Raw genomic sequence first — 22752 nt, 5'->3', positions numbered from 1 at the left:
GCCCAGAGTCCCACCCGCCGCCCGGAGTACGACCGGAGGAGCCGACATGCCCACCAAGATCCTCATCGTCACCGGCGACGCAGCGGAGTCCCTGGAGGTCCTCTACCCCTACCAGCGACTGCTGGAGGAGGGCTACGAGGTCCACATCGCGGCCCCCACCCGCAAGACCCTCCGCTTCGTCGTCCACGACTTCGAGCCCGGCTACGACACCTACACCGAGAAGCCCGGCTACACCTGGCCCGCCGACCTGGCCTTCTCCGAGGTCGACCCGGGGGCCTACGCGGCCCTCGTCATCCCCGGCGGCCGCGCCCCCGAGTACCTGCGCAACGACGCCGAACTCCGCAAGATCCTCAAGGCCTTCTTCGACGCGGACAAGCCGGTCGCCCAGATCTGCCACGGCCCGCTGCTGACCGCAGCGATCGACTCCCTCCGGGGCCGCCGGGTCACGGCCTACCCCGCGCTGGAGCCGGACATGCAGTCGGCCGGAGCGGGCTTCCAGGACACCGAGGCGGTCGTCGACGGCACCCTCGTCTCCTCCCGCGCCTGGCCCGACCACCCGGCCTGGATGCGCGAGTTCCTGAAGGTGCTCCGCTCCAAGGCACCGGCGAGCTGAGGTTTCCGGAGAGCCCAGGGCTACGCCGCCATCCTCCACGCCTCGGCCACCGCGTCAGCCAGCGTGTCCACCACCGGCACCCCCACGTGCTCCAGACTCTCCCGACTGTGCGACCCCCCGCTGTACAGCACGGCCTGCGCCCCCACATACCGCGCGGCGACCGCGTCGTCCGCCGCGTCCCCGATCACCACGGTCCGCTCCGGCGCCACCACCCCCGCCAGCGCCTCCAGATGCCGCACCATGTGCTCGGCCTTGCTGCCGCCGGACGGCCCCGTACGCCCGTCGACCCGTATGAAGTGCGCCTCGATCCCGAAGCCCCGCACGAGCGGCACCAGCTCCTCGTGCCCGTACATGCTCAGCAGCGACTGGCTGTGCCCCGCCGACCGCCACCCCAGGAGCAGTTCCTCGGCCCCCTCGGTCAGCCCGCACCGCACCCGGTGCTCGGCGTAGTACCGATGGAAGACCCCGTCCATCAGCTCCCACTCGGCGTCGGTCGGCAGCCGGCCGAGCAGCCGCTCGTAGAACTTCGGCACCGGCACGCAGTACAGCGTCCGGTACTGCTCCAGTGTGATCGGCGCGAGCCCCAGCTCGGCGAAGGCCGCGTTCGTCGCCCCGATGATCGCGTCATTGTCGTGGAACAGCGTCCCGTTCCAGTCCCAGACGATGTGCGCGCTTCCGTGCATCCCCATGTCCAAGACCGTACCCGCCCCCACTGACAATCAAGGCGCCACTCGGATCGGACCAGGTCAGCCCAGCCCGACGAGGTTGGGGATCTCCTGCGTGGCGTACCAGAGCAGCTCGTGGTCGTCCGCCCCGTCCACGACGAACTGCGCGTCGTCGTCCCCGCCGTCCGCCGCCTCCAGCGCGTCCGCCGCCGCGGCCACGTCCGGCTCCGCGTCCTCGGCGTCGACGTGCACGGCGGCCGCCTTCGCGAGCGGCACCGCCGCCGTCACGGTGACCTCGCCGAGGGCGGACGGTTCGAGCCCGCGGTCCGGGTCGACGCTCGCGGCACGGTCGGGCACGTCCACGGCGACCACGACCCGGCGCCGTACCGCGTCCGGGTCCGCCGCCAGCAGCCGCAGCGAGGCCAGCGCGGCCCGGCTGAGCGCCGCGTACTCCAGTTCCTCGATGTCCTCGGAGAGGTACCACTCGCGGAGCGCGGGCGTGACGGCGTACGCGACGAGGGAGCCGCTCCCCAGTTCTCCCGTCTTGTACGCCTCGGCGAGAGCGGGGAGGGTCAGGGGGACGTAGACGCGCATGCTGGCCGCTCTTTCCTGTTCCTGGTCGAAGGCTCCGCTGGGCCCCGGGGAGGGCGGCTGGCGCGTCTCCCGAAGGGTCTTCAGGATACGTGCGCCCGTCCCCTTTCGAGCCCCTGCCCACACCCGTGGAAGCGTCGACTCCGGGCCCGGAATTCACCCTCTCCCCCCGCTTGCTCACGGGCTTCCGGGCACCCCGCGTCCCTCGGATAGGTGAACGTTCCGGCCCTTCTCCCGCCGGCCGCGCCTTCCTTGCCGACGCCTCCCGCACCCCGTACAAGATCCCCACCAGCTAGTTACCGCCCGGTATCCCCGGGCCCGCCGAACGGGGACCTCCATGACCAAGGTCATGAGCCGTACCGCCCAGCCCCGCCCGCGGCACCGCCCGCCGACCCGTCGCGACTCCCGCCGACCCGGCGGCGCCCCGCCCCGCATGCCCAGCCGGCCGACGGCCACACGGCCGGAGACGGCCCGTACGCTGCCCGCAGCGGCCCTGCGGCAGCCCCGGCCCACCGACCTCTTCGCCGACCGTCTGCTGGCCGTCCTGAGCGGCCAGCGCCCCGTCCACTGGATGCTCCGCCACACAGCGGGCCGCGCCTACGACGACCTGGCCCGCCTCGCCGAACGAAGCCCCCTGCGCACCCTCGGCCCCCGCCCCTTCGTCCACGACATCGGCTACTACGTCCCCAGCGAAGGCGCCCTCGAGGTCTTCGCCCGTATCGCCGCCGGCGACCAACTCCGCGCCATGGCGTTCCGGCTGGAACGCGGCAAGGACCTCCGCTGGCGCTGCACAGCAGTGGAAGCGGGCCCGTCGTAACACTGGCGCCGCCCGTCGGGGTGCGGAGACGGGCGTGCAGGGGGGCGCCGTCCGGATGCGGGCACGTCGTGGCACGGGGCACCCGTCAAGCCCGCCGCACGGCACGCGGAAGGGCCGGGCTCCCCAAGGGAACCCGGCCCTTCCGCACGCCGCCGGCGTTACTTCTTGCGGCGACGCCCGCCCTTGGCCTGTCGCCGCCGCTCCGCCCGGGTCAGCCCGTCGGACTCGGACCGCACCGGCTCCTCGTCCTCCAGGTCACGCTCGACGATGCCGCCCTCACCGTCCACCGTCGGCGCGGAGAAGTGCAGATCCCGCCGCTGCGGAACGTCCAGCCCCTTCGCGCGGATCTCAGGACGCGCACCCGCCTGCGCCGGCACGGTGTCCTGCACGCCCTCGCCCACCGGCTCGGCTTCCTCGACCGGGACCTCCTCGACGTGCTGCTCGACCTGGACCTCCAGGTTGAACAGGTAGCCGACGGACTCCTCCTTGATGCCGTCCATCATCGCGGTGAACATGTCGAAGCCCTCGCGCTGGTACTCGACCAGCGGGTCCTTCTGCGCCATCGCGCGCAGGCCGATGCCCTCCTGGAGGTAGTCCATCTCGTAGAGGTGCTCGCGCCACTTGCGGTCCAGGACCGACAGCACGACCCGGCGCTCCAGCTCACGCATGATCTCGGAGCCGAGCTGCGCCTCACGGGCCTCGTACTGCTCGTGGATGTCCTCCTTGATGGACTCCTCGATGAACTCGGCGGTCAGACCGGCCCGGTCGCCGGCCGCCTCCTCCAGCTCCTCGATGGTGACCTTCACCGGGTACAGCTGCCGGAAGGCGCCCCACAGCCGGTCCAGGTCCCAGTCCTCGGGGAAGCCCTCGGAGGTCTCGGCGCGGATGTACGCCTCGATCGTGTCGTCCATGAAGTGCCGGATCTGATCGTGCAGGTCCTCGCCCTCCAGCACGCGCCGGCGCTCGCCGTAGATGACCTCGCGCTGGCGGTTGAGCACCTCGTCGTACTTCAGGACGTTCTTGCGGGTCTCGAAGTTCTGCGTCTCGACCTGGGCCTGCGCGGACGCGATCGCGCGCGTGACCATCTTGTTCTCGATCGGCACGTCGTCGGGCACGTTGGCCATCGACATCACGCGCTCGACCATCTGGGCCTTGAACAGGCGCATCAGGTCGTCGCCGAGGGACAGGTAGAAGCGGGACTCACCCGGGTCGCCCTGACGGCCGGAACGACCGCGCAGCTGGTTGTCGATCCGCCGCGACTCGTGCCGCTCGGTGCCGAGGACGTAGAGCCCGCCGAGCTGCTCGACTTCGTCCTTCTCCGCCTTCACGGCCTGCTGGGCCTTCTCCAGGGCGGCCGGCAGGGCCGCGGCCCACTCCTCGATGTGCTCCTCGGGGTCGAGGCCGCGCTGGCGCAGCTCCGCCTCGGCGAGGTCCTCGGGGTTGCCGCCGAGCTTGATGTCCGTACCACGGCCGGCCATGTTGGTGGCCACCGTCACGGCGCCCTTGCGGCCGGCCTGGGCGACGATCTGCGCCTCACGCTCGTGGTGCTTGGCGTTCAGCACCTCGTGCTGGATGCCGCGCTTGCTGAGCTGCTGCGAGAGGTACTCCGACTTCTCGACGGAGGTCGTGCCGACGAGGATCGGCTGGCCCTTCTCGTGCTTCTCGGCGATGTCGTCCACGACCGCCTCGAACTTGGCCACCTCGGTGCGGTAGATCAGGTCCGACTGGTCCTTGCGGACCATCGGCCTGTTGGTCGGGATCGGGACCACGCCGAGCTTGTAGATCTGGTGGAACTCGGCGGCCTCGGTCATCGCCGTACCGGTCATGCCGGAGAGCTTCTTGTAGAGGCGGAAGAAGTTCTGCAGGGTGATCGTGGCGAGGGTCTGGTTCTCGTCCTTGATGTCCACCCCTTCCTTCGCCTCGATCGCCTGGTGCATGCCCTCGTTGTAGCGGCGGCCGGCGAGGATACGGCCGGTGTGCTCGTCGACGATCATGACTTCGCCGTCGATGACGACGTAGTCCTTGTCCTTCTTGAAGAGCTCCTTCGCCTTGATGGCGTTGTTCAGGTAGCCCACCAGCGGGGTGTTCACCGACTCGTAGAGGTTGTCGATGCCCAGCCAGTCCTCGACCTTGCTGACGCCGGACTCGTGGATGGCGACCGTGCGCTTCTTCTCGTCGACGTCGTAGTCGCCGGTCTCCTCGACGCCCTTGAGCGGGTTGCCGGCCTCGCCGCGCTTGAGGCGGGTGACCAGCTTGGCGAAGTCGCCGTACCACTTGGTGGCCTGGTCGGCCGGGCCGGAGATGATCAGCGGCGTACGGGCCTCGTCGATGAGGATGGAGTCGACCTCGTCGACGATGGCGAAGTTGTGGCCGCGCTGCACCAGTTCGTCCTTCGACCACGCCATGTTGTCGCGCAGGTAGTCGAAGCCGAATTCGTTGTTCGTGCCGTAGGTGATGTCGCACGCGTACTGCTCGCGACGCTGGGCCGGCGTCATGTTGGCCAGGATGCAGCCGACGTTCAGACCCAGGAACTTGTGGACGCGGCCCATCATCTCGGAGTCGCGCTCGGCCAGGTAGTCGTTGACCGTGATGAGGTGGACGCCGTCCCCGGACAGGGCGTTCAGGTACGCGGGCAGCGTGCCGACGAGTGTCTTGCCCTCACCGGTCTTCATCTCGGCCACATAGCCGAGGTGGAGCGCGGCACCACCCATCAGCTGCACGTCGTAGTGCCGCTGGCCGAGGACGCGCTTGGCGGCCTCGCGCACCGTGGCGAACGCTTCGGGGAGCAGGTCGTCCAGGCTCTCACCGTCGGCGTAGCGCTGCCTGTACTCCTCGGTGAGGGCCCGCAGCTCGGCGTCGGAGAGGTCGACGAAGTCCTCTTCGATGGAGTTGACCTGGTCCGCGATGCGGTGCAGCTTGCGCAGGATCTTGCCTTCGCCTGCACGCATGATCTTCGAGAGGACGGACACGGGGGCTGGTCTCCTTGCCGGTCGGGCCTGGGACGGTCGGTTTTCCTTCTGACGTACTGAGCAACGGCCATCGTATGCGAGGACCCGGCTGCGCCGGGAGGCCTGGCGGCCCGACGGCTGCTTCACCCGGGACAACGGACGGTCCATCCGGATAGTGCCGCATCGACGCAAGGAATTACGCGAAATGTGATCGCGTGCTCACGCATCGCGAAAATCCATGGCCCCGTACGGGCGAGCCGAGCAGAATCGGGCGATGGAACCCGTCACGCTCACCACCGGCCGCCTCCTGCTCCGCTCGGTCGGCCCCGCCGACACCGACGCGGTGTACAAGGCCGCGCAGGACTCCGACATCCAGCGCTGGACGACGGTTCCCTCGCCCTATCTGCCCGAGCACGCGATCGGCTTCACGGAGCAGATCGTCCCCGAGGGCTGGGCGCAGGGGTCGATGTTCACCTTCGGCGTCTTCCTCGCCGACGGGGAGCTGGCCGGCATGCTCGCCCTCACGATGCGCTCGCTGGGCACGGCCGAGGTCGGCTTCTGGGCGGCCAAGGAGCACCGTGGCCGCGGGTATGTCGTGGAAGCCACGCTCACCGCCTGCCGGTGGATCTTCACCGAGGTCGGTGTCGACCGTGTCGAATGGCGGGCCGAGGTCGGCAACCACGCCTCGCGCGCGGTGGCGGAACGCGCGGGCTTCACCATCGAGGGCACCCTGCGCTCCGGCATCAACAACAAGGGGGTGCGCCGGGACTGCTGGGTCGGCTCCCTGCTCCCCTCGGACCTCGGCCTGCCGTCGACGGCCCCGTACCTGCCCGCGCGAGCCTGAGCCCGGCCCCCGTGGTGAATTCCCAGCCTCGCCGCGGACTGTCAGTGGCACCCTCTATCGTCCGAGGCATGACGACCCTTCCGCGCCCCACCACCACCCTCACCGCGGACGACGCCCGCCGGATCGCCCTGCGGGCCCAGGGCCTGCTCGGCGCGCCCGACCGGCGCGCGGGCGTCCGCGGGGTGCTGCGCCACCTCGGCGCGGTGCAGCTCGACACGATCTCCGTCCTGGCCCGCTCCCACGAGCTCGTGCCGTACGCCCGGCTGGGCGCGGTCGGCCGCCAGGCCGTGGAGGCCGCGTACTGGACGGACGCCCACGCCTTCGAGTACTGGTCGCACGCCGCCTGCATCCTCCCCATCGAGGAGTGGCCGCACTTCGCCTTCCGCCGCCGTGCCTACCGCAACCGCCCGCACTGGCACCACGAACTCCCCGACGGCACCTACGACCAGGTCATCAAGCAGCTCCGCACGGAGGGCCCGCTGACCGCCACGGAGCTGGGCGGCGCGAAGAAGACGAACGACTGGTGGGACTGGTCGGGCACGAAGGTCGCCGTGGAGCGTGCGCTGATGTACGGCGAGGTGGTGTGCGTGGAGCGGCGCGGCTGGAAGCGCGTGTACGACCTTGCCGAGCGCGCCGTTCCTGAGGCGCTGCTGCACGACGAACTGGACGACACCGAGTGCCTGCGCCGTCTGGTCCGGCTGGCGGGCGAGTCGCTGGGCGTCGGCACGCGCGCGGACATCGCCGACTACCACCGCCTCAAGGCCGAGCAGGTCGACGCGGTGATCGCGGACTCGGGGCTGGTGCCGGTCGAGGTCGAGGGCTGGGGCAGGCCGGCCTGGGCGGACCCGGCCGCCTTGGCGACGCCGCCGCGCGGCAGGCACCGCACCACGCTGCTGTCGCCGTTCGACTCCCTGATCTGGGAGCGGGCGCGCACCGAGCGGATCTTCGGCTTCACCCACCGGCTGGAGGCGTACGTCCCCAAGCCCAAGCGGGTCCACGGCTACTTCGCGATGCCGGTGCTCGCCGGCGGCCGGCTGGTCGGGCGTGTCGACCCGGCGCGGGAGGGCCGCACGCTGGTGGCCAAGCAGGTCGCCCTGGACGGCCCGAAGGCCGTCCGGGGGGTCGCCGAGGCCCTGGCGGAGGCGGCGACCTGGGTGAACTGCACGAACGTCCGTGTCGAGCGCGTGGACGCACCCGAGCTGCGCGAGCCCCTCACCCGGGAACTCGCCGGTCTCCTCGGATAGGCGCCGCCGGACCGGTCGGGCGCTAGCGGATCTCGAGGATCTTCTCCCGCATCGCGTAGACCACGGCCTCCATCCGGGAGTGCAGCTGCAGCTTCTCCAGGATGTTGCGGACGTGGTTCTTCACGGTGTTCTCGGAGATGAACAACTCCTTGGCGATGTCCCGGTTGTTCATGCCCGTGGCGACGAGTTTCAGGACCTCCAGCTCCCGGTCGGTCAGCCGGGGCGCGGGCACCAGCCGGCGTTCGTCGGTGCGCTGGATCATCGACTTGAACTCGGTGAGGAGTTTCGACGCCATCGAGGGACTGATCTGCGACTGTCCGTCGGCCACCGCGCGAATGGCGGTGGCCACCTCGTCGGTCGAGATCTCCTTGAGGAGATATCCGGTCGCGCCCGCCTTGATCGCGTCGTAGAGATCGGCCTCCTCGTCGCTGATCGTCAGCATGATGATCTTGGCGCTGGGGGCGACCTCCTTGATGGAGGTGCAGGCCTCGATCCCGCCGCGCTTGGGCATGCGGACGTCCATCAGCACGATGTCGGGCAGCAGGTCGGCGGCCTTGTCGACGGCCTCGGCCCCGTCGCCCGCCTCGCCGACGACCTGGATGTCCTCCTCGGCCGCGAGCACGATCTCCAGGCCGCGCCGGAAGAGGGCGTGGTCGTCCACGACCAGGACCCTGATCGGCTCCTTGCGCGACGGGTCCGCATCCGGGCCCATGCCGATGACATCGTCGTCGGCGTCCCCGTCCCGCATCGGTCCGAAGGTGTCCGCCATCGTTCCTCCCCCTGAAGGCTGTGGCCTGTGGTCCTGTGCCATCGCCAACCCAAGGCAGCGGCCCACCGGTTGGGCCGGTGCGGCCATGATTTCATGCCCGGACGACACGGAGGTGACGTGCGGGGCGCGAAGTGGTCGCACACCGGTGCCCCTGGGGGCGCACACACGCTCCAGGGGCACCGGCTCAGCTTCAGCCGGGCGGGTCAGCCGCCCAGCGTGCCACCCGCCGCGGGGGCCTGCGCCTCGGTGACCATCGGGTCCGTGCTGAGGTGGATCACGCCGTAGTCGTAAGCGTGTCGCCGGTAGACGACGCTCGGTTCCTTCGTCTCGGAGTCGACGAACAAGTAGAAGTCGTGGCCGACCAGTTCCATCTCGTAGAGGGCCTGGTCGAGGCTCATCGGAGCGGCGACGTGCGTCTTCTCGCGGACGACGAGGGGGCCTTCACCCTTGATCTCCAGCGAGCCGATCTTCTTGGTCGGCACTCCGTCCGTCTCCTCCTCGTGGACGGGGAGGCCGTTGCTGTTCAGTGTCGCCGCGTCCGGGACGTGGTCGGGGACCTCTGCCGCCGAGATCCGGCGCGCGCCTCGTCGCGAGAACCGCTTGTCATGCTGTTTGCGCAGCCGGGCGTCCAGCTTCTCCGCCGCCAGGTCGAGTGCCGCGTACGGATCGCTGGCCGCTGCCTCCGCCCGGATCACCGGACCGCGGGAGCGGAGCGTGATCTCCACTCGGTCACAGCGGTCGGCCTGTCGGGGGTTCGGCTCTTTGGACACCTCGACGTCGAGGCTGATCACCTTGGCATCGAGCCTCTGGATCTTCTCCAGCTTCAACTTCTCGGCCACGTGCTTGCGGAACCGCTCGGGCACCTCGGTCTTGCGGCCTTTGACGACGATGTCCACGCAGAACTCCGTTCCCGGATCGCTCCGCTGCATCGGCGGAGCATCTCCCTTTCGCACCAGGTCCGGTGATCACCGGACCTCGGACTCGGTGACTTCCACCTCCTCCTCCCCCATGGGCGAGATCTGCACCCCACCGCTGCGGGTGATTGCGGAAAAACCCACAGCACGGCATTCGGATATGCGAGGCCTGGCCTGCACCTTTCCTCACACCCGAACATATCTCGCCCGGACGGATGTCGTCACCCTCTACTGCGGCGTACCTCCGTTCAGCCGAATTGCGGCTCTCACCACCTGCAACGATGCAAGTTGACGTTCAGTTCCTGTTTATTTCGAAAGAATCGCGAGGAGCGGCGATCACTGCGGCACGGAGCATCCGGCCGACGGCGTTCGGGACCGCCTTTTCCGGTGCACTGTGCACCCACTCGCTCCTCTCCTGTCGTACACCGATCCGTCGTTCCCCCCTACCTTCCCGAGTTATCGCCTCATACACGACCGTCCTGCGATCGGGACCGGATACCTCCGCCTCCCGCAGGGCCCGCGCCGCCTCCGCGAGACTGGCGCCCGTCGTCATCAGGTCGTCGACGAGCACCACGCGTCCCGCGCCGAGCAGCCGGCCACCACCCGGGCTGACCTCCAGCGCCCCGGCGAGGTTCTCCAGGCGCTGCCGGGCGTCCAGCCCCGCCTGGTCCGCCACGGCCCGCCGCTGCCGCAGCACGGCCGTCACCCGGGCGGGTGTCCCGGTGCGCCGCAGCTCTCCGGCCGCCGCGAGCGCCATCCGGCGCACCGGATCGTGCCCCCGCGCCCGCACGGCCCACCGGGCGGAGGGCACGGGAACCAGCAGCACGGACCCGCGCCCCGGCGAACCGGACCTCCCGGCGCCGGCACCGCCTTCGCCGAGGCCTGCCCGGACGGCCCCCGCCAGTGCCCTGCCCAGCACTCCCGCGAGGACCAGCGCGCCGCGCTCCTTGTGCGCGAGCAGCAGCGCGCGCACCTCCGCCGCGTAGGGAGCCACCGCGTGCACCACCGGCAGCCCGGCCGGCTCCGGCACCGGCCGCACCCGCCGGGGCACCCCCGCGTCGAGCGTGGCCCGGCACCGTGCGCAGAGCACCGTACGAGGTGCACCGCAGCTCGCGCAGTCGGCCGGCAGCACCAGGTCGGTGAGGTCCTGCCACCACCCCCGCATGACCACCACTGTGCCGACGCCGCCGCCGACCGGCCACCCCTGTGGACAACGCCCTGTGGACAACCCCGCCCAGCCGCCTACGAGAGCGCGCGGCCGTCGGCCCGGACGGACCCGGCGGTCAGCCCGGATAGACCGGCGCGGTCCCGTCCTTGTCGACCTTCTGCCACTGGGCCCCGGACGGCAGCCGTACGATCCCGTCCTCCGAGTAGGCCACCAGCGGCACCCGCTCGTCCTCGGACGCGGCGATCGCCTTGACGCTGGTGAGCGCGCCCGGCGCCGGACCGTCGAGCGTGGAGCCGTCGACCTGGACGTACCGCATCTGCGGCACGCCGCCCTGCTCCTGCCCGACGACGAGCAGCCTGCTGTCCCCGGCCCAGGAGATGGCGCTGACCTGCTCCAGGTCCGGCGCCGCCGACCGCAGACCGTCGACCGAGATGCCCTGCCCGGTCCCGTCGTCGCGCTGGATCCGGCCGATGAACAGGGACTGCTTGCCGTCCTTCGCCACGACCAGCGCGATCCGCGCCCCGTCCGCGGCCACCCGGACGTCCTCGATCCGACCGGACAGGTCCGGCAAGGCCACCTGCTCCGACTTGGTGACACCCTGCTCCAGCACGAACAGCCCGGGCCGGTGCGGATCACGGTCGACCACCCACAGATCGCCGCGGGCGTCCCAGCTCGGTGTGGTCAGCCGCTCGGCGGGGGTCGGACCGTCACTGGTCACCGGCGGCTCGCCGAGCGAACCGCCCGACGCCAGCGACGTCACGTACAGCGACCTGCCCTCGTCACCGACCCCGGCCGCGGTGTGCTCGTCCCGCGACACCGCGAGCGACTGCAGCCCCTTGCCGCCCTCGCCCAGCGGACCCGGCACCGGAACGGACCCGGTGCCGGTGCTCCCGGCCTGCATCCGTACCGCCCGGTGCTTGCCGTCGAGGAAGTACAGGTACTCGGGGCGCTTGGACGAACCGTGCCAGGCGGCCGACTCGGCGCGCTCCTCGGTCAGTTCGCACAGCCGGTCGCCGCCGGTGCCCTGCAGCTCGACGGACTCCAGCGTCGGCGCGAGGTTCCGCAGGGTGAACATCACCTGCGTCGCCATCTCGGTGCACTTGCTCGCCGCGACCTGCGACGGCTCGAGGTTCAGCGGCACCGTCAGCCTGTTCTGGTCGTCCGGTGCCAGCCCGGACACGCCCTTCTCCAGCGCCGTACCGGTCGGGAAGCTGGACCTGACCACCGGCCCGAGCCAGGTGGTGGGCCCCTTCAGCAGCGAGCGGACCATCTGGGTCATCGGGTCCACCTTGCTGCGCACGAACACCGGGTCGGCGACCGCCACCGGCTGCCCGCTCGCCCCGACCGCCGTGTTGGAGGCGAAGTAGTACTTGTCGACGGACGTGTAGTTCCGCTGGAAGTCCGACTTGCCCATGACGACGCCGTCGGGCAGCCCGTCGATCCGCCACTGCCCGCTCTTGGGGTTCTTCGTGAGGTGCAGCTTCTTGCGGTAGGAGCCGTCGGCGGGCTGGTAGGCCTGCTGCGCGTCGACCGTGGCGACCCGGGTGCCGGCCAGCACGCAGGTGACGCTGTTGGTCTCCTCCCGGCCGCCCGGGCGGCAGTCCGTCTCGATGGTCGGCCCGTTCGCGAGGACGGTGGTCGACCGCTCCGGCCGCCACTTGCCCGCCGCGTCGGCCGTCAGGTACTTGCGTGCCGTGTCGTACCCCGGGTCGTCGCTGGTCAGGGCCTCCAGGAAGCCCTGCATGATCTCGCCCGGGCCGGCGCCGTCGGCCGGCGGCATGGCGAACACCCGCACACCGGTGTCCTGCCGCGGCGTGGACTCCACGTCCCGCAGGTCCCCGCTGTCGGGCATCGAGGCACAACCGGCCAGCAGTACGACACCCAAGGCGGCGTACGCCACCGCGCGCGCCGGCCGCCGCCGTGCGCCCCCCGTGCGGTCAGCGGCCACGAAAAGCCTCCCCTGGCTCGGTCGAGTCCTTCGGCGTGGCCGTGTCCGGCCGGTCCCCGCTCGCCTCGTGCGCCGGACGTGCGGCGGGCCCGTCGCCCGGACGCCGGGCGCCGCCGGTGGGCCGGGGCACCACGCGCGCGCCGTTGCCGTTGCCCGGCAGGGCGGTCGGGTCGGCGGCGGGGGTCGCGGCGGACAGCCGCGGCGCGATCGGCGTCCTCGGCGGCAGCGCGGGCGCCTGCGCGCCGGCCTGCTGCACCGGGACGGTCGCCCGCTTCTCCTCGCCCTCGCGGGGCGCACCGGCGTCGGCCAGGCCGCGGTTGCGGCGCGAGTCCTTGGGCTCCAGCGGTATCGGCGAGCCCCGCAGCGGCTCGTCCGCGGTCCGGGGCAGCGTCAGCCGGAACTGGGAGCCGCCGCCGGGCTCGCCCCAGGCCTGGAGCCAGCCGCCGTGCAGCCGCGCGTCCTCCAGGGCGATCGACAGCCCGAGGCCGGTGCCGCCGGTGGTACGCGCGCGTGCCGGGTCGGCCCGCCAGAAGCGGCTGAAGACCCGGGTCGCCTCACCGGGCTTCAGCCCGACGCCGTAGTCCCGCACCGCGATGGCCACGGCCCCGCCCGCCGCGGCGAGCTTGACCACGACGTCCTTGCCCTCGCCGTGCTCGACGGCGTTCACGACCAGGTTGCGCAGGACGCGCTCCACGCGCCGGGCGTCCGCCTCGGCGACGACGGGCTGCTGGTCGCCGACCACCCGTATGTGCGTGCCCTTGCGCTCGGCCAGCGGTTCGGCACCGCTCACCACCCGCCGGACGACCTCCCTGAGGTCGATCGGCTCGGCCTCCAGCGCCGCCGCGCCGGCGTCGAAACGGCTGATCTCCAACAGGTCCGCGAGCAGCGACTCGAACCGGTCCAGCTGGTCGGCGAGCAGCTCGGCCGACCGCGCGGTCACCGGGTCGAAGTCCTCACGCGCCTCGTGGATGACGTCGGCGGCCATCCGGACGGTGGTCAGCGGGGTGCGCAGCTCGTGCGACACATCGGAGACGAACCGCCGCTGCATCCGCGACAGGTCCTCCAGCTGCTGGATCTTGACCTGCAGGTTCTGCGCCATCTTGTTGAAGGCCTCGCCCAGACGGGCGATGTCGTCCTCGCCGGTGACCTTCATCCGCTCCTGCAGCCGCCCGGCGGACAGCCGCTCCGCGATCCCGGCCGCCATCCGCACCGGCGTGACGACCTGCCGCACCACCAGCCAGGCGATGGCGCCCAGGAGGACGACGACGAACAGCCCGGCCGTGGCGAGGGTGCCCTTGACCAGGCTCAGGGACTTTTCCTCCTGCGTGAGCGGGAAGAGGAAGTACAGCTCGTACGGACGGCCGTTGGGGTCGTTGACCTGCTTGCCGATGGCGAGGCCCGGCTGCGATTCCTTGCCGCCGTCGTAGACGATCCGCGTGTTGCTCTGGACAGCCGTCGTACCGCTGTTCACCCGCTCGCGCAGGGCCACGGGCACGCTGGAGGTCGGGTTGACGTTCCCGGAGCCGCGCGGGCTGCGGCCACCGCCGCTGTCGTCGCCCACGGGCAGCGTCACCACCTCGAAGGCGCCCGCGCCACCGCTGGACAGCGACTCCACGAGGTCGCTCATCCACGGGATGACGGTCTCCGACTGCCGCCCGTCCGCGGTCGACGTCCCGTCACCGGTGGCCGCACCGGTACCACTGGCCGCCTCGTCGGCCTTCTGCTTGGCCACCGCGAACCCGCCCGTGGCCTGGCTCTGCGACGCCTTCACCTTCGCGTCCAGCAGGCCGTTGCGCACCTGCCCGATCACGACGAAGCCCAGCAGCAGGACGACACCCAGCGACATCAGCAGGGTGGTGGCGACGACCCTGAGCTGGATGTTGCGCCGCCACAGCCGCATCACCGGCAGCAGCGGACGGCGCACCCAGCGCAGGAACATCCGCAGCACCGGGCTGCCCTGGACCCCGCCGTTCAGCAGCCCGCCGTGAAACAGGGCCCGCAGGCGTGCACCCGCCGCCGGCCGGCCGACAGGCCGCCCCGGACGGGCCCCGGAACCGCCGGGGGCCGAAGCGGCGCTGTCCCCGGACATGTCAGCTCGGTCCGGCCTTGTAACCGACACCACGGACGGTCACCACGATCTCCGGCCGCTCCGGATCCTTCTCGACCTTGGAGCGCAGCCGCTGGACGTGCACGTTGACGAGCCGCGTGTCGGCCGCGTGCCGGTAGCCCCACACCTGCTCGAGCAGCACCTCGCGGGTGAACACCTGCCACGGCTTGCGCGCGAGCGCGACCAGCAGGTCGAACTCCAGCGGGGTCAGCGCTATCGACTGCCCGTCCCGCTTCACCGAGTGCCCGGCGACATCGATGACCAGGTCACCGATGGTGAGCTGCTCCGGCGCCGGCTCCTCCGACCTGCGCAGCCGCGCCCGGATGCGGGCCACCAGCTCCTTCGGCTTGAACGGCTTGACGATGTAGTCGTCGGCGCCGGACTCCAGACCCACGACGACATCGACGGTGTCGCTCTTGGCCGTGAGCATCACGATCGGCACCCCGGACTCCGCCCGGATCAGCCGGCAGACCTCGATGCCGTCCCGTCCGGGCAGCATCAGGTCGAGCAGCACCAAGTCGGGTTTGGTCTCACGGAAAGCGGCCAGCGCCTTGTCGCCGTCGGCTACGAAAGACGGCTCAAAACCTTCACCACGCAGCACGATCCCGAGCATCTCGGCCAGTGCTGTGTCGTCGTCGACGACAAGGACTCGTCCCTTCATAAACGACATCATCCCATTCTCGTAACAGTGACAGAGGCGCTGGTGAGCGAGGTCACTGGCCGGTGACGATAGTCGTACGGGGCCGTCACTGTCTGCCCCTGTCCGTCGACGTCGATGTCGCTACGGCTCTCACCGCGCCGTCGGCTGCGCCCCGGCCGCAGACCTGGCACACATCTCCGCCAGAGCCTCGGCCGTCACGGGGGAGACGGCGCCCTCCTCGGTGACGACGGCCGTCACCAGCTCGGGCGGCGTCACGTCGAACGCCGGGTTGTACGCCTGCGTCCCCAGCGGAGCCACCGGAACCCCGCCACCGGCCCCCGCCACCGGCACCTGCGGCGCCGCGACCTCGGTCACCTCGAAGCCGGGGCGCTGCTCGACCTCGATGGACGCCCCGTCGGGCGTGTCCAGGTCGACCGTCGTCAACGGCGCCACCACGATGAACGGCACATGGTGGTACCGGGCGAGCACCGCCAGCGGATAGCTCCCCACCTTGTTCGCCACCGAGCCGTCGGCGGCGATCCGGTCCGCCCCGATCAACACCGCGTCCACCTCACCCGCCGCGAACAGGGAACCCGCCGCGTTGTCCGTGAGCAGCGTGTACGCCATGTCGCTGCGGGCCGCCTCGTACGCCGTCAGGCGAGCGCCCTGCAGCAGCGGACGCGTCTCGTCCACCCACAGCCGCCGCAGCCGCCCCACCCGGTGCGCCGCCAGAGCCACCGCGAAGGCCGTGCCCTCCCCGCCCGACACCAACGAACCGGTGTTGCAGTGGGTCAGGATCCGGTGCCCGCCGCCGGGCAGCAGCTCGTCCAGCAGCGCCAGACCATGAGCCGCCATCCGGGCGCTGGCCTCGGCATCCTCCTGGTGCAGCGCCCGCGCCGCGGCCAGCGCCGCCACCGCGGCCGCGGTGGGGTCACCGGTACTGGCCAGCGCCGCCCGGTGCGCGGCCTCGGCCCGGCGCACCCCGACGGACAGATTCACCGCGGTGGGCCTGGCTTCCTCGAGCGCCCGGGCCGCCTCGGCCACGTCGAAGCCGCGCGCGGCGGCGAGCGCGACGCCGTACGCCCCCGCGATCCCGAGCAGCGGCGCCCCGCGCACGGCGAGCGAACGGATCGCCTCCACCAGCGCCGCCGCGTCCGTGCACACCAGCTCGACCTCTTCGGCCGGGAGCCTCGTCTGATCGAGAAGGACCAGCACGGGACCTTCTGGTGGTTCCTCCCATCGGATCGCAGGTATCTCGGTCGGCCGCTTGTCCCCGCTGGTTCGCTCCTGCAGATCAGCCATGCCGTCAGTCTGCCCCGGATCCGGCGGACAATTGAAGGAGTCCAGCCCCGACCGCGGCCGATCCCCCGGTGACCAGCCCATGGCACGATGGCTGCCAACCTGCCGCCGCGACCGCGGACGGGCACCGAGAAGGAGCTTCGATGACAGACACTCCGGGCTGGGCCTCGCCCGGATCCGCCCCGTCGTCCGAGGGTCGGGAACCCGGTGCGTCCGGTCCCGCCGAGCCCGCCGACCGCCCCGGCCCCACCGAACCCGCGCCCCAGCCGGGCCCGGACGCGCAGGGCCCGGGCGGGAAATGGTCCAAGGAGCAGCCGCCACCCGGCCAGTGGTCGGCCCCCACCGGTGCCCCCAGCCCCCACCAGGCCCCGCCGCCCCCACCGCCCGGCCCGGGCTGGGGCGGCCAGCAGCCCGGCGGCCCTGGCCCCGGCGGCTACGGCGGCGGATACGGCGGCCCGCCACCCGGCCACGGCGGTCACGGCACCCCCGGCGGCTACCCCGCCTGGGGCGGCGGCTGGGGCGGTCCCCCGCCCGCGGCCAAGCCCGGTGTCATCCCGCTGCGCCCGCTCGGCGTCGGCGAGATCCTGGACGGCGCCGTGGCCACCATGCGCACCTACTGGCGCACGGTCCTCGGCATCGCACTGGCCGTCGCCGCGGTCACGGACACCTGCCTCGTCCTCGTGCAGGGCTTCTTGCTCAACGACGCCCTCGCCGGCGCGCAGCTCGACAGCCGGACCGCCACCCCCGACGACGTGTACCGCGCCCTGCGCGAGTCCATGCTCGGCACCGGCATCGTCACGGTGATCTCCGCGGCCGCCGTCATCGTCGCGACCGCCCTGCTCACGACCATCACCAGCCGCGCCGTCCTCGGCAAGCCGGTCAGCACCGGGGAGGCCTGGCGTGAGGCCCGCCCGCAGATCCCGAAGCTGGCCGGGCTGCTCATCCTGCTCGGCCTGATCACCGTCGGTGTGATCGTCGCCGGCGCCCTGCCCGGCTTCCTGGTCCTGATCGCCGGTGGCAGCGACGCCGGCGGAGCCGCGCTGTTCGCCCTCGGCATCCTCGGCGGCGTCGTCGTCGCGGTGTGGCTGGCCATCCGCTACTACCTGGCCGCCCCCGCCCTGATGCTGGAGCGCCAGAGCATCACCACGTCCATGGGCCGCTCCGCCAAGCTCGTGCGCGGCTCCTGGTGGCGCGTCCTCGGCATCCAGCTGCTCGCCTGGCTCATCGCCAACATCGTCTCGGCGATCGTCACCATCCCGTTCGCCCTCATCGGGGCCGCCGTGAGCGGCGACGGCATGGGCAACTTCCTCGGCACCAGCGGCGAACGCGTCGGCTGGGCGTTCCTGATCATCCGGGGGATCGGCTCCCTGATCGGCACCACGCTCACCCTTCCGATCAGCGCCGGCGTCACCGTGCTCCTCTACATCGACCTGCGCATCCGCCGCGAGGCCCTCGACCTCGAACTGGCCCGCGCCGCCGGTGTCCAGGGCTACGGCCCCGGCGCCCCCGGCCCCGTCCCCGGGAGCTGATGCGGTGAGCCTCACGGGGGCAGTGCTCACGGCGGCGGTCCCATCGGGCGCCGCCGCCTCGCTCGTACGGCAGCTGCTGCACGTGCCGGACCGGGCCGTGCTCGCGGCCGGCGGCTCGGGAGACGAGCCCCCGGTGACCATCCCGCGTGATCCCGCCCGCGAGGCGGCCCGACGCGAGCTGTCCAAGCGGATGTACCACGAGAACGACCCCAGCCTGCTCCAGCGCGCCCTGAACGCGTTCTGGGACTGGGTCGACCGGCTGTTCGGCGCGGCCGCCTCGGCCACCCCCGGGGGCACGGCCGGCCTGCTCGTCGTGATCCTCTTCGTCGTCGCCGTTCTGGCCGCCCTGTGGTGGCGCCTGGGCACCCCCCGCCGCCAACCCGTCTCCGCCGCCGTCCTGTTCGACGAGCGCCTCCGCAGCGCCGCCGAACACCGGGCGGCCAGCGAGGCACACGCGGCCCAGGGCCACTGGAACCAGGCCGTCCAGGAGCGCATGCGGGCCCTCGTCCGCTCCCTGGAGGAACGAGCCCTGCTCGACGTACGCCCCGGCCGCACCGCCGACGAAGCAGTGGCCGAGGCCGGCCGCGTCCTCCCCGCGCACACGGACCGACTGCGCGCCGCCGCCCGCGAGTTCGACGACGTCACATACGGCGGACGCAGGGCCGGCGAGCAGTCGTACCATCGACTCGCCGAACTCGACCGCGACCTCCGAAGCACCAAACCGACCCTCGCCACCAGCCCCGCCAGCGCCGCTACCACGGCACACAGCGCCCGCCAGGGGGCAGCCGAGTGACCACCGAGGCAACCCCTACGACGACCACCTCCACCGCGCCGGCCGGCCGCCAGGTGTGGACCCGCGCCCGGGGCATCGCGTTCGCCGTCGTCGTGCTCCTGGCCGCCGCCGTCGCCATGGCCGCCGTACGCTCCACCGCCCGGCACGGGGAACTGGACCCGCGCTCCGCCGACCCCTACGGCAGCCGCGCCGTCGCCCAACTCCTCGCCGAGCGGGGCGTCTCCACCCGCGTCGTCACCTCGCTCGGTGCCGCCCGCGCCGCCGCCGGCCCGGACACCACCCTGCTGGTTGCCGTACCCGACCGGTTGACCCATCGTCAACAGACCGAGCTCCACTCGGCGACGGCAACCTCCGGCGGGCGGACCATCCTGGTCGCGGCCGGCAGCTGGTCCGTCGAACGTCTCGCCCCCGGGGTCGCCGCGGACCCCGCCACCAGCGGTGAAGACACGCTCGCCCCGAACTGCGCCCTGCCCGAGGCCCGGCGCGCGGGCACCGCCGACACCGGCGGCATCCGCTACACCACCACCCACCTCGACGCCGACTCCTGCTACCCCAGCGAACGCCTCGCCACCCTGCTGCGCATCCCCGCGGCCTCCGGAGGCGGCGACGCCGTCGTGCTCGGCGCGCCCGACATCCTCTACAACGACCGCCTCGACGAGCAGGGCAACGCCTCGCTCGCCCTGCAACTCCTCGGCTCCCGCCCCCATCTGGTCTGGTACCTCCCCTCGCTGTCCGACACCGTCACCACCGATAGCGACGAGCGGAAGAACTTCCTCGACCTGCTCCCCTCGGGATGGCTGTGGGCCACCGTGCAGCTCTTCATCGCGGCGGCCCTCGCCGCCTTCTGGCGGGCCCGCCGCTTCGGCCCGCTCGTGCCCGAGAATCTCCCCGTCGCGATCCGCGCCTCGGAGACCGCCGAAGGCCGCGCCCGCCTGTACCGCAAGGCCCATGCCCGCGACCGCGCTGCCGCCGCTCTGCGCGCCGGCACCCGCACCCGCCTCGCCCCCCTCGTAGGCGTCCCCGTCGCCCAGGCGCACGCGCCCGAGGCCCTGCTCCCCGCCCTGTCCGCCCACCTCTCCGGCGACGGACAGACCCTGCACTCCCTCCTCTTCGGACCGCCGCCCGGCGACGACGCGGCCCTCATCGCACTCACCGACCAACTCGACGCCCTCGAAAGAGAGGTACGCCGTTCATGATGGACCCGACCACTGACAACGCCGGGCAGAGCGGAGACGCGGGCACCGCACGCGCCTCCCTGGAAGCCCTGCGCGCCGAGATCGCCAAAGCCGTGGTCGGCCAGGACCCCGCCGTGACCGGCCTCGTCGTCGCCCTCCTCTGCCGCGGACACGTACTACTGGAAGGAGTCCCCGGGGTCGCCAAAACGTTGCTCGTCCGCACCCTCGCATCCGCACTCGAACTCGACACCAAACGCGTCCAGTTCACCCCGGACCTGATGCCGAGTGACGTCACCGGCTCCCTCGTCTACGACACCCGCACCGCCGAGTTCTCCTTCCAGCCCGGCCCGGTCTTCACCAACCTCCTCCTCGCGGACGAGATCAACCGCACCCCGCCCAAGACCCAGTCGTCCCTCCTGGAGGCCATGGAGGAACGTCAGGTCACGGTCGACGGCACCCCGCGCCCGCTTCCCGAGCCGTTCCTCGTCGCCGCAACCCAGAACCCGGTCGAGTACGAGGGCACCTATCCCCTCCCCGAAGCCCAACTCGACCGTTTCCTGCTGAAACTGACGATCCCTCTGCCGTCCCGCCAGGACGAGATCGACGTCCTCACCCGGCACGCCTCCGGCTTCAACCCGCGCGACCTGCGCGCCGCCGGCGTACGCCCGGTCGCCGGCCCCGCCGACCTGGAGGCGGCCCGCGCCGCGGTCGCGAGGACGACCGTCTCCCCCGAGATCACCGCCTACGTCGTGGACATCTGCCGCGCCACCCGCGAGTCGCCCTCCCTCACCCTGGGCGTCTCCCCGCGCGGCGCCACCGCCCTGCTCGCCACCTCACGCGCCTGGGCCTGGCTGACGGGCCGCGACTACGTCATCCCCGACGATGTGAAGGCGCTCGCCCTGCCCACGCTGCGCCACCGCATCCAGCTGCGCCCCGAGGCGGAGATGGAGGGCGTGACCGCCGACTCGGTCATCAACGCCATCCTCGCCCACGTCCCGGTCCCCCGCTGATGGCACTCACCGGACGCGCCGCCCTGCTCGCGGCCCTCGGCTCGATCCCCATCGGCATCCTGGAACCAGGCTGGACGGGCATCCTCGCGGTCAACGGCCCCCTGGCCCTGGCCTGCGCCTGCGACTACGCACTGGCCGCGCCGGTACGCCGTCTCCTGCTGGACCGCTCCGGCGACACCTCCACCCGTCTCGGCGACACCGCCGACGTCACGCTCACGATCACGAACCCCTCCCGTCGCCCGCTGCGGGCCCGGCTGCGGGACGCCTGGCCTCCGAGCAGCTGGCAGCCGGGTACCGAGATCGAGGCCTCCCGGCACCGGCTGACCGTGCCTCCGGGCGAACGCCGACGCGTGACGACACGGCTGCGCCCCACCCGCCGCGGCGACCGCCAGGCCGACCGTGTCACGATCCGCTCCTACGGCCCCCTCGGCCTGTTCTCCCGCCAGGGCGCCCACAAGGTGCCCTGGACAGTACGAGTTCTGCCCCCGTTCACGAGCCGCAAGCACCTGCCGTCGAAACTCGCCCGATTGCGTGAACTGGACGGCCGCACCAGCGTCCTGACCCGTGGCGAGGGAACCGAGTTCGACAGCCTGCGCGAGTACGTCCCCGGAGACGACACCCGCTCGATCGACTGGCGAGCCACGGCCCGGCAGTCCGCCGTCGCCGTCCGCACCTGGCGCCCCGAGCGCGACCGGCACATCCTCCTGGTCCTGGACACCGGCCGTACCTCGGCCGGCCGCGTGGGCGACGCCCCACGCCTGGACGCCTCAATGGACGCTGCTCTGCTGCTGGCGGCCCTCGCCTCCCGCGCCGGCGACCGCGTCGCCCTGCTCGCCTACGGCCGTCGGGTGCGCGCCCTGGTCCAGGGGCGCTCGGCAGGCGACGTGCTGCCTTCCGTGGTCAATGCGATGGCCACGCTGGAACCGGAACTGGTCGAAACCGACGCCCGTGGTCTCACCGCCACCGCCCTGCGAACCGCGCCACGGCGTTCCCTGATCGTGCTCCTCACGACGCTGGACGCTGCACCGGTCGAACAGGGCCTGCTGCCTGTGCTCCCACAGCTCACCCAACGCCACACTGTTCTGGTCGCCTCGGTAGCCGACCCGCACATTGCCCGCATGGCGCAGGCCCGGGGCAACGCGGAGGCGGTGTACGAGGCGGCGGCAGCGGCCCAGGCGCAGAGCGAGCGTCGGCGCACGGCGGAACAGCTCCGACGTCATGGGGTGACGGTGGTGGATGCGACTCCGGAGGATTTGGCGCCGGCGCTGGCGGACGCTTATCTGGCTCTGAAAGCAGCGGGTCGGCTCTGAGCGGTTTCTCTGCCGCCGCCCCTTCGGGGACGTAAAAAGCTCCAGAACGCAGAAAACCCCCGCACCGAAGTGCGGGGGTTTTCTCAAAAATTGTTCGGCGGCGTCCTACTCTCCCACAGGGTCCCCCCTGCAGTACCATCGGCGCTGTGAGGCTTAGCTTCCGGGTTCGGAATGTAACCGGGCGTTTCCCTCACGCTATGACCACCGAAACACTATGAAACTGTGAACGCCGCACCATGTGTGGCACATGGGGCTGTTCGTGGTTTCAGAACCAACACAGTGGACGCGAGCAACTGAGGACAAGCCCTCGGCCTATTAGTACCGGTCACCTCCACACGTTACCGTGCTTCCAGATCCGGCCTATCAAC

The 22752-nt window shown here is 71.7% G+C and carries 19 protein-coding genes and 2 rRNA genes; 9 read left to right on the top strand and 12 right to left on the bottom strand.

From position 1 onward, the window contains the following. Positions 1 to 46 precede the first annotated feature (46 nt). A complete protein-coding gene (locus ACIP4Y_RS00105) occupies positions 47 to 613 on the top strand; it encodes a DJ-1/PfpI family protein (RefSeq protein WP_401385704.1) in 567 nt (188 codons plus the stop codon). A gap of 20 nt (positions 614 to 633) precedes the next feature. Here the strand turns inward: ACIP4Y_RS00105 and ACIP4Y_RS00100 are convergent, their stop codons facing one another. Both ACIP4Y_RS00100 and ACIP4Y_RS00095 read right to left on the bottom strand, forming a co-directional pair. Next, positions 634 to 1302: an HAD family hydrolase gene (locus tag ACIP4Y_RS00100; protein ID WP_401385702.1), complete on the bottom strand. Its 669-nt coding sequence runs from the start codon at positions 1300 to 1302 to the stop codon at positions 634 to 636. 57 nt (positions 1303 to 1359) lie between these two features. Further along, a complete protein-coding gene (locus ACIP4Y_RS00095; RefSeq protein ID WP_358637119.1) occupies positions 1360 to 1872 on the bottom strand; it encodes a DUF6912 family protein in 513 nt (170 codons plus the stop codon). Between the two features lie 334 nt (positions 1873 to 2206). Between ACIP4Y_RS00095 and ACIP4Y_RS00090 the strand changes: the two genes are divergently transcribed. Continuing rightward, positions 2207 to 2686, top strand: a complete 480-nt coding sequence (locus ACIP4Y_RS00090; RefSeq protein WP_401385699.1) for an Rv3235 family protein — start codon at positions 2207 to 2209, stop codon at positions 2684 to 2686. 158 nt (positions 2687 to 2844) lie between these two features. Here ACIP4Y_RS00090 and secA read toward each other — a convergent pair whose 3' ends face one another. Continuing rightward, positions 2845 to 5655, bottom strand: a complete 2811-nt coding sequence (gene secA / locus ACIP4Y_RS00085) for a preprotein translocase subunit SecA (protein WP_358637115.1) — start codon at positions 5653 to 5655, stop codon at positions 2845 to 2847. Between the two features lie 253 nt (positions 5656 to 5908). Here secA and ACIP4Y_RS00080 point away from each other — a divergent pair, with 253 nt between their 5' ends. Both ACIP4Y_RS00080 and ACIP4Y_RS00075 read left to right on the top strand, forming a co-directional pair. Continuing rightward, positions 5909 to 6478 (top strand): GNAT family N-acetyltransferase, encoded by a 570-nt coding sequence (locus ACIP4Y_RS00080; RefSeq protein ID WP_401385697.1) that lies wholly within the window; start codon positions 5909 to 5911, stop codon positions 6476 to 6478. A 68-nt stretch (positions 6479 to 6546) separates the two neighbouring features. Then, a complete protein-coding gene (locus tag ACIP4Y_RS00075; protein WP_401385695.1) occupies positions 6547 to 7722 on the top strand; it encodes a winged helix-turn-helix domain-containing protein in 1176 nt (391 codons plus the stop codon). A 22-nt stretch (positions 7723 to 7744) separates the two neighbouring features. On the opposite strand, the gene ACIP4Y_RS00070 is transcribed toward ACIP4Y_RS00075, so the two are convergent. The 7 genes from ACIP4Y_RS00070 to mtnA form a co-directional block, all read right to left on the bottom strand. Beyond that, positions 7745 to 8491 carry a response regulator gene (locus ACIP4Y_RS00070; protein WP_401385693.1) on the bottom strand — a complete coding sequence of 249 codons (747 nt, stop codon included), beginning with the start codon at positions 8489 to 8491 and terminating at the stop codon, positions 7745 to 7747. A 203-nt stretch (positions 8492 to 8694) separates the two neighbouring features. After that, positions 8695 to 9387, bottom strand: coding sequence for a ribosome hibernation-promoting factor, HPF/YfiA family (gene hpf, locus ACIP4Y_RS00065; protein ID WP_401388582.1), 693 nt, complete (start codon positions 9385 to 9387; stop codon positions 8695 to 8697). 313 nt (positions 9388 to 9700) lie between these two features. Next, positions 9701 to 10570 carry a ComF family protein gene (locus ACIP4Y_RS00060; protein WP_401385691.1) on the bottom strand — a complete coding sequence of 290 codons (870 nt, stop codon included), beginning with the start codon at positions 10568 to 10570 and terminating at the stop codon, positions 9701 to 9703. Positions 10571 to 10688: 118 nt separating this feature from the next. Further along, the gene (locus tag ACIP4Y_RS00055; RefSeq protein ID WP_401385689.1) at positions 10689 to 12521 is read right to left on the bottom strand and encodes an LpqB family beta-propeller domain-containing protein; all 1833 of its coding nucleotides are present in this window, start codon (positions 12519 to 12521) and stop codon (positions 10689 to 10691) included. After that, positions 12511 to 14610: an MtrAB system histidine kinase MtrB gene (mtrB, locus tag ACIP4Y_RS00050; protein WP_401385687.1), complete on the bottom strand. Its 2100-nt coding sequence runs from the start codon at positions 14608 to 14610 to the stop codon at positions 12511 to 12513. The genes ACIP4Y_RS00055 and mtrB overlap by 11 nt, the downstream gene beginning before the upstream one ends. A 1-nt stretch (position 14611) precedes the next feature. After that, a complete protein-coding gene (gene mtrA, locus ACIP4Y_RS00045) occupies positions 14612 to 15301 on the bottom strand; it encodes a two-component system response regulator MtrA (RefSeq protein ID WP_191870552.1) in 690 nt (229 codons plus the stop codon). Between the two features lie 117 nt (positions 15302 to 15418). Further along, positions 15419 to 16570 (bottom strand): S-methyl-5-thioribose-1-phosphate isomerase, encoded by a 1152-nt coding sequence (mtnA, locus tag ACIP4Y_RS00040; RefSeq protein WP_401385684.1) that lies wholly within the window; start codon positions 16568 to 16570, stop codon positions 15419 to 15421. Positions 16571 to 16710: 140 nt separating this feature from the next. Here mtnA and ACIP4Y_RS00035 point away from each other — a divergent pair, with 140 nt between their 5' ends. From ACIP4Y_RS00035 to ACIP4Y_RS00015, 5 genes are read left to right on the top strand one after another with little or no spacing between them, the layout of a single operon-like run. Beyond that, complete coding sequence (locus tag ACIP4Y_RS00035) at positions 16711 to 18096, top strand: glycerophosphoryl diester phosphodiesterase membrane domain-containing protein (protein ID WP_401385682.1); 1386 nt, start codon at positions 16711 to 16713, stop codon at positions 18094 to 18096. A 4-nt stretch (positions 18097 to 18100) separates the two neighbouring features. Then, entirely contained in the window at positions 18101 to 18889 is a 789-nt protein-coding gene (locus ACIP4Y_RS00030; protein ID WP_401385680.1) for a DUF4129 domain-containing protein, read from the top strand. Beyond that, positions 18886 to 20085 carry a DUF4350 domain-containing protein gene (locus tag ACIP4Y_RS00025; RefSeq protein WP_401385678.1) on the top strand — a complete coding sequence of 400 codons (1200 nt, stop codon included), beginning with the start codon at positions 18886 to 18888 and terminating at the stop codon, positions 20083 to 20085. The genes ACIP4Y_RS00030 and ACIP4Y_RS00025 overlap by 4 nt, the downstream gene beginning before the upstream one ends. Beyond that, positions 20085 to 21074 carry an AAA family ATPase gene (locus ACIP4Y_RS00020; protein WP_401385676.1) on the top strand — a complete coding sequence of 330 codons (990 nt, stop codon included), beginning with the start codon at positions 20085 to 20087 and terminating at the stop codon, positions 21072 to 21074. The genes ACIP4Y_RS00025 and ACIP4Y_RS00020 overlap by 1 nt, the downstream gene beginning before the upstream one ends. Continuing rightward, entirely contained in the window at positions 21074 to 22384 is a 1311-nt protein-coding gene (locus tag ACIP4Y_RS00015; protein WP_401385674.1) for a DUF58 domain-containing protein, read from the top strand. Before ACIP4Y_RS00020 ends, ACIP4Y_RS00015 begins: the two co-directional genes overlap by 1 nt. A 92-nt stretch (positions 22385 to 22476) precedes the next feature. On the opposite strand, the gene rrf is transcribed toward ACIP4Y_RS00015, so the two are convergent. Continuing rightward, positions 22477 to 22593 (bottom strand): 5S ribosomal RNA (rrf, locus tag ACIP4Y_RS00010). An 86-nt stretch (positions 22594 to 22679) separates the two neighbouring features. Then, positions 22680 to 22752: ribosomal RNA gene (locus ACIP4Y_RS00005) — 23S ribosomal RNA — on the bottom strand; the annotation flags it as partial.

It is taken from the genome of Streptomyces sp. NPDC088810 (assembly GCF_044750305.1).
In the GTDB taxonomy this organism is placed as follows: Bacteria; Actinomycetota; Actinomycetes; order Streptomycetales; family Streptomycetaceae; genus Streptomyces.
Note: the sequence above shows the minus strand (reverse complement) of the source record. Positions and strands in the feature narration are given on the sequence as shown.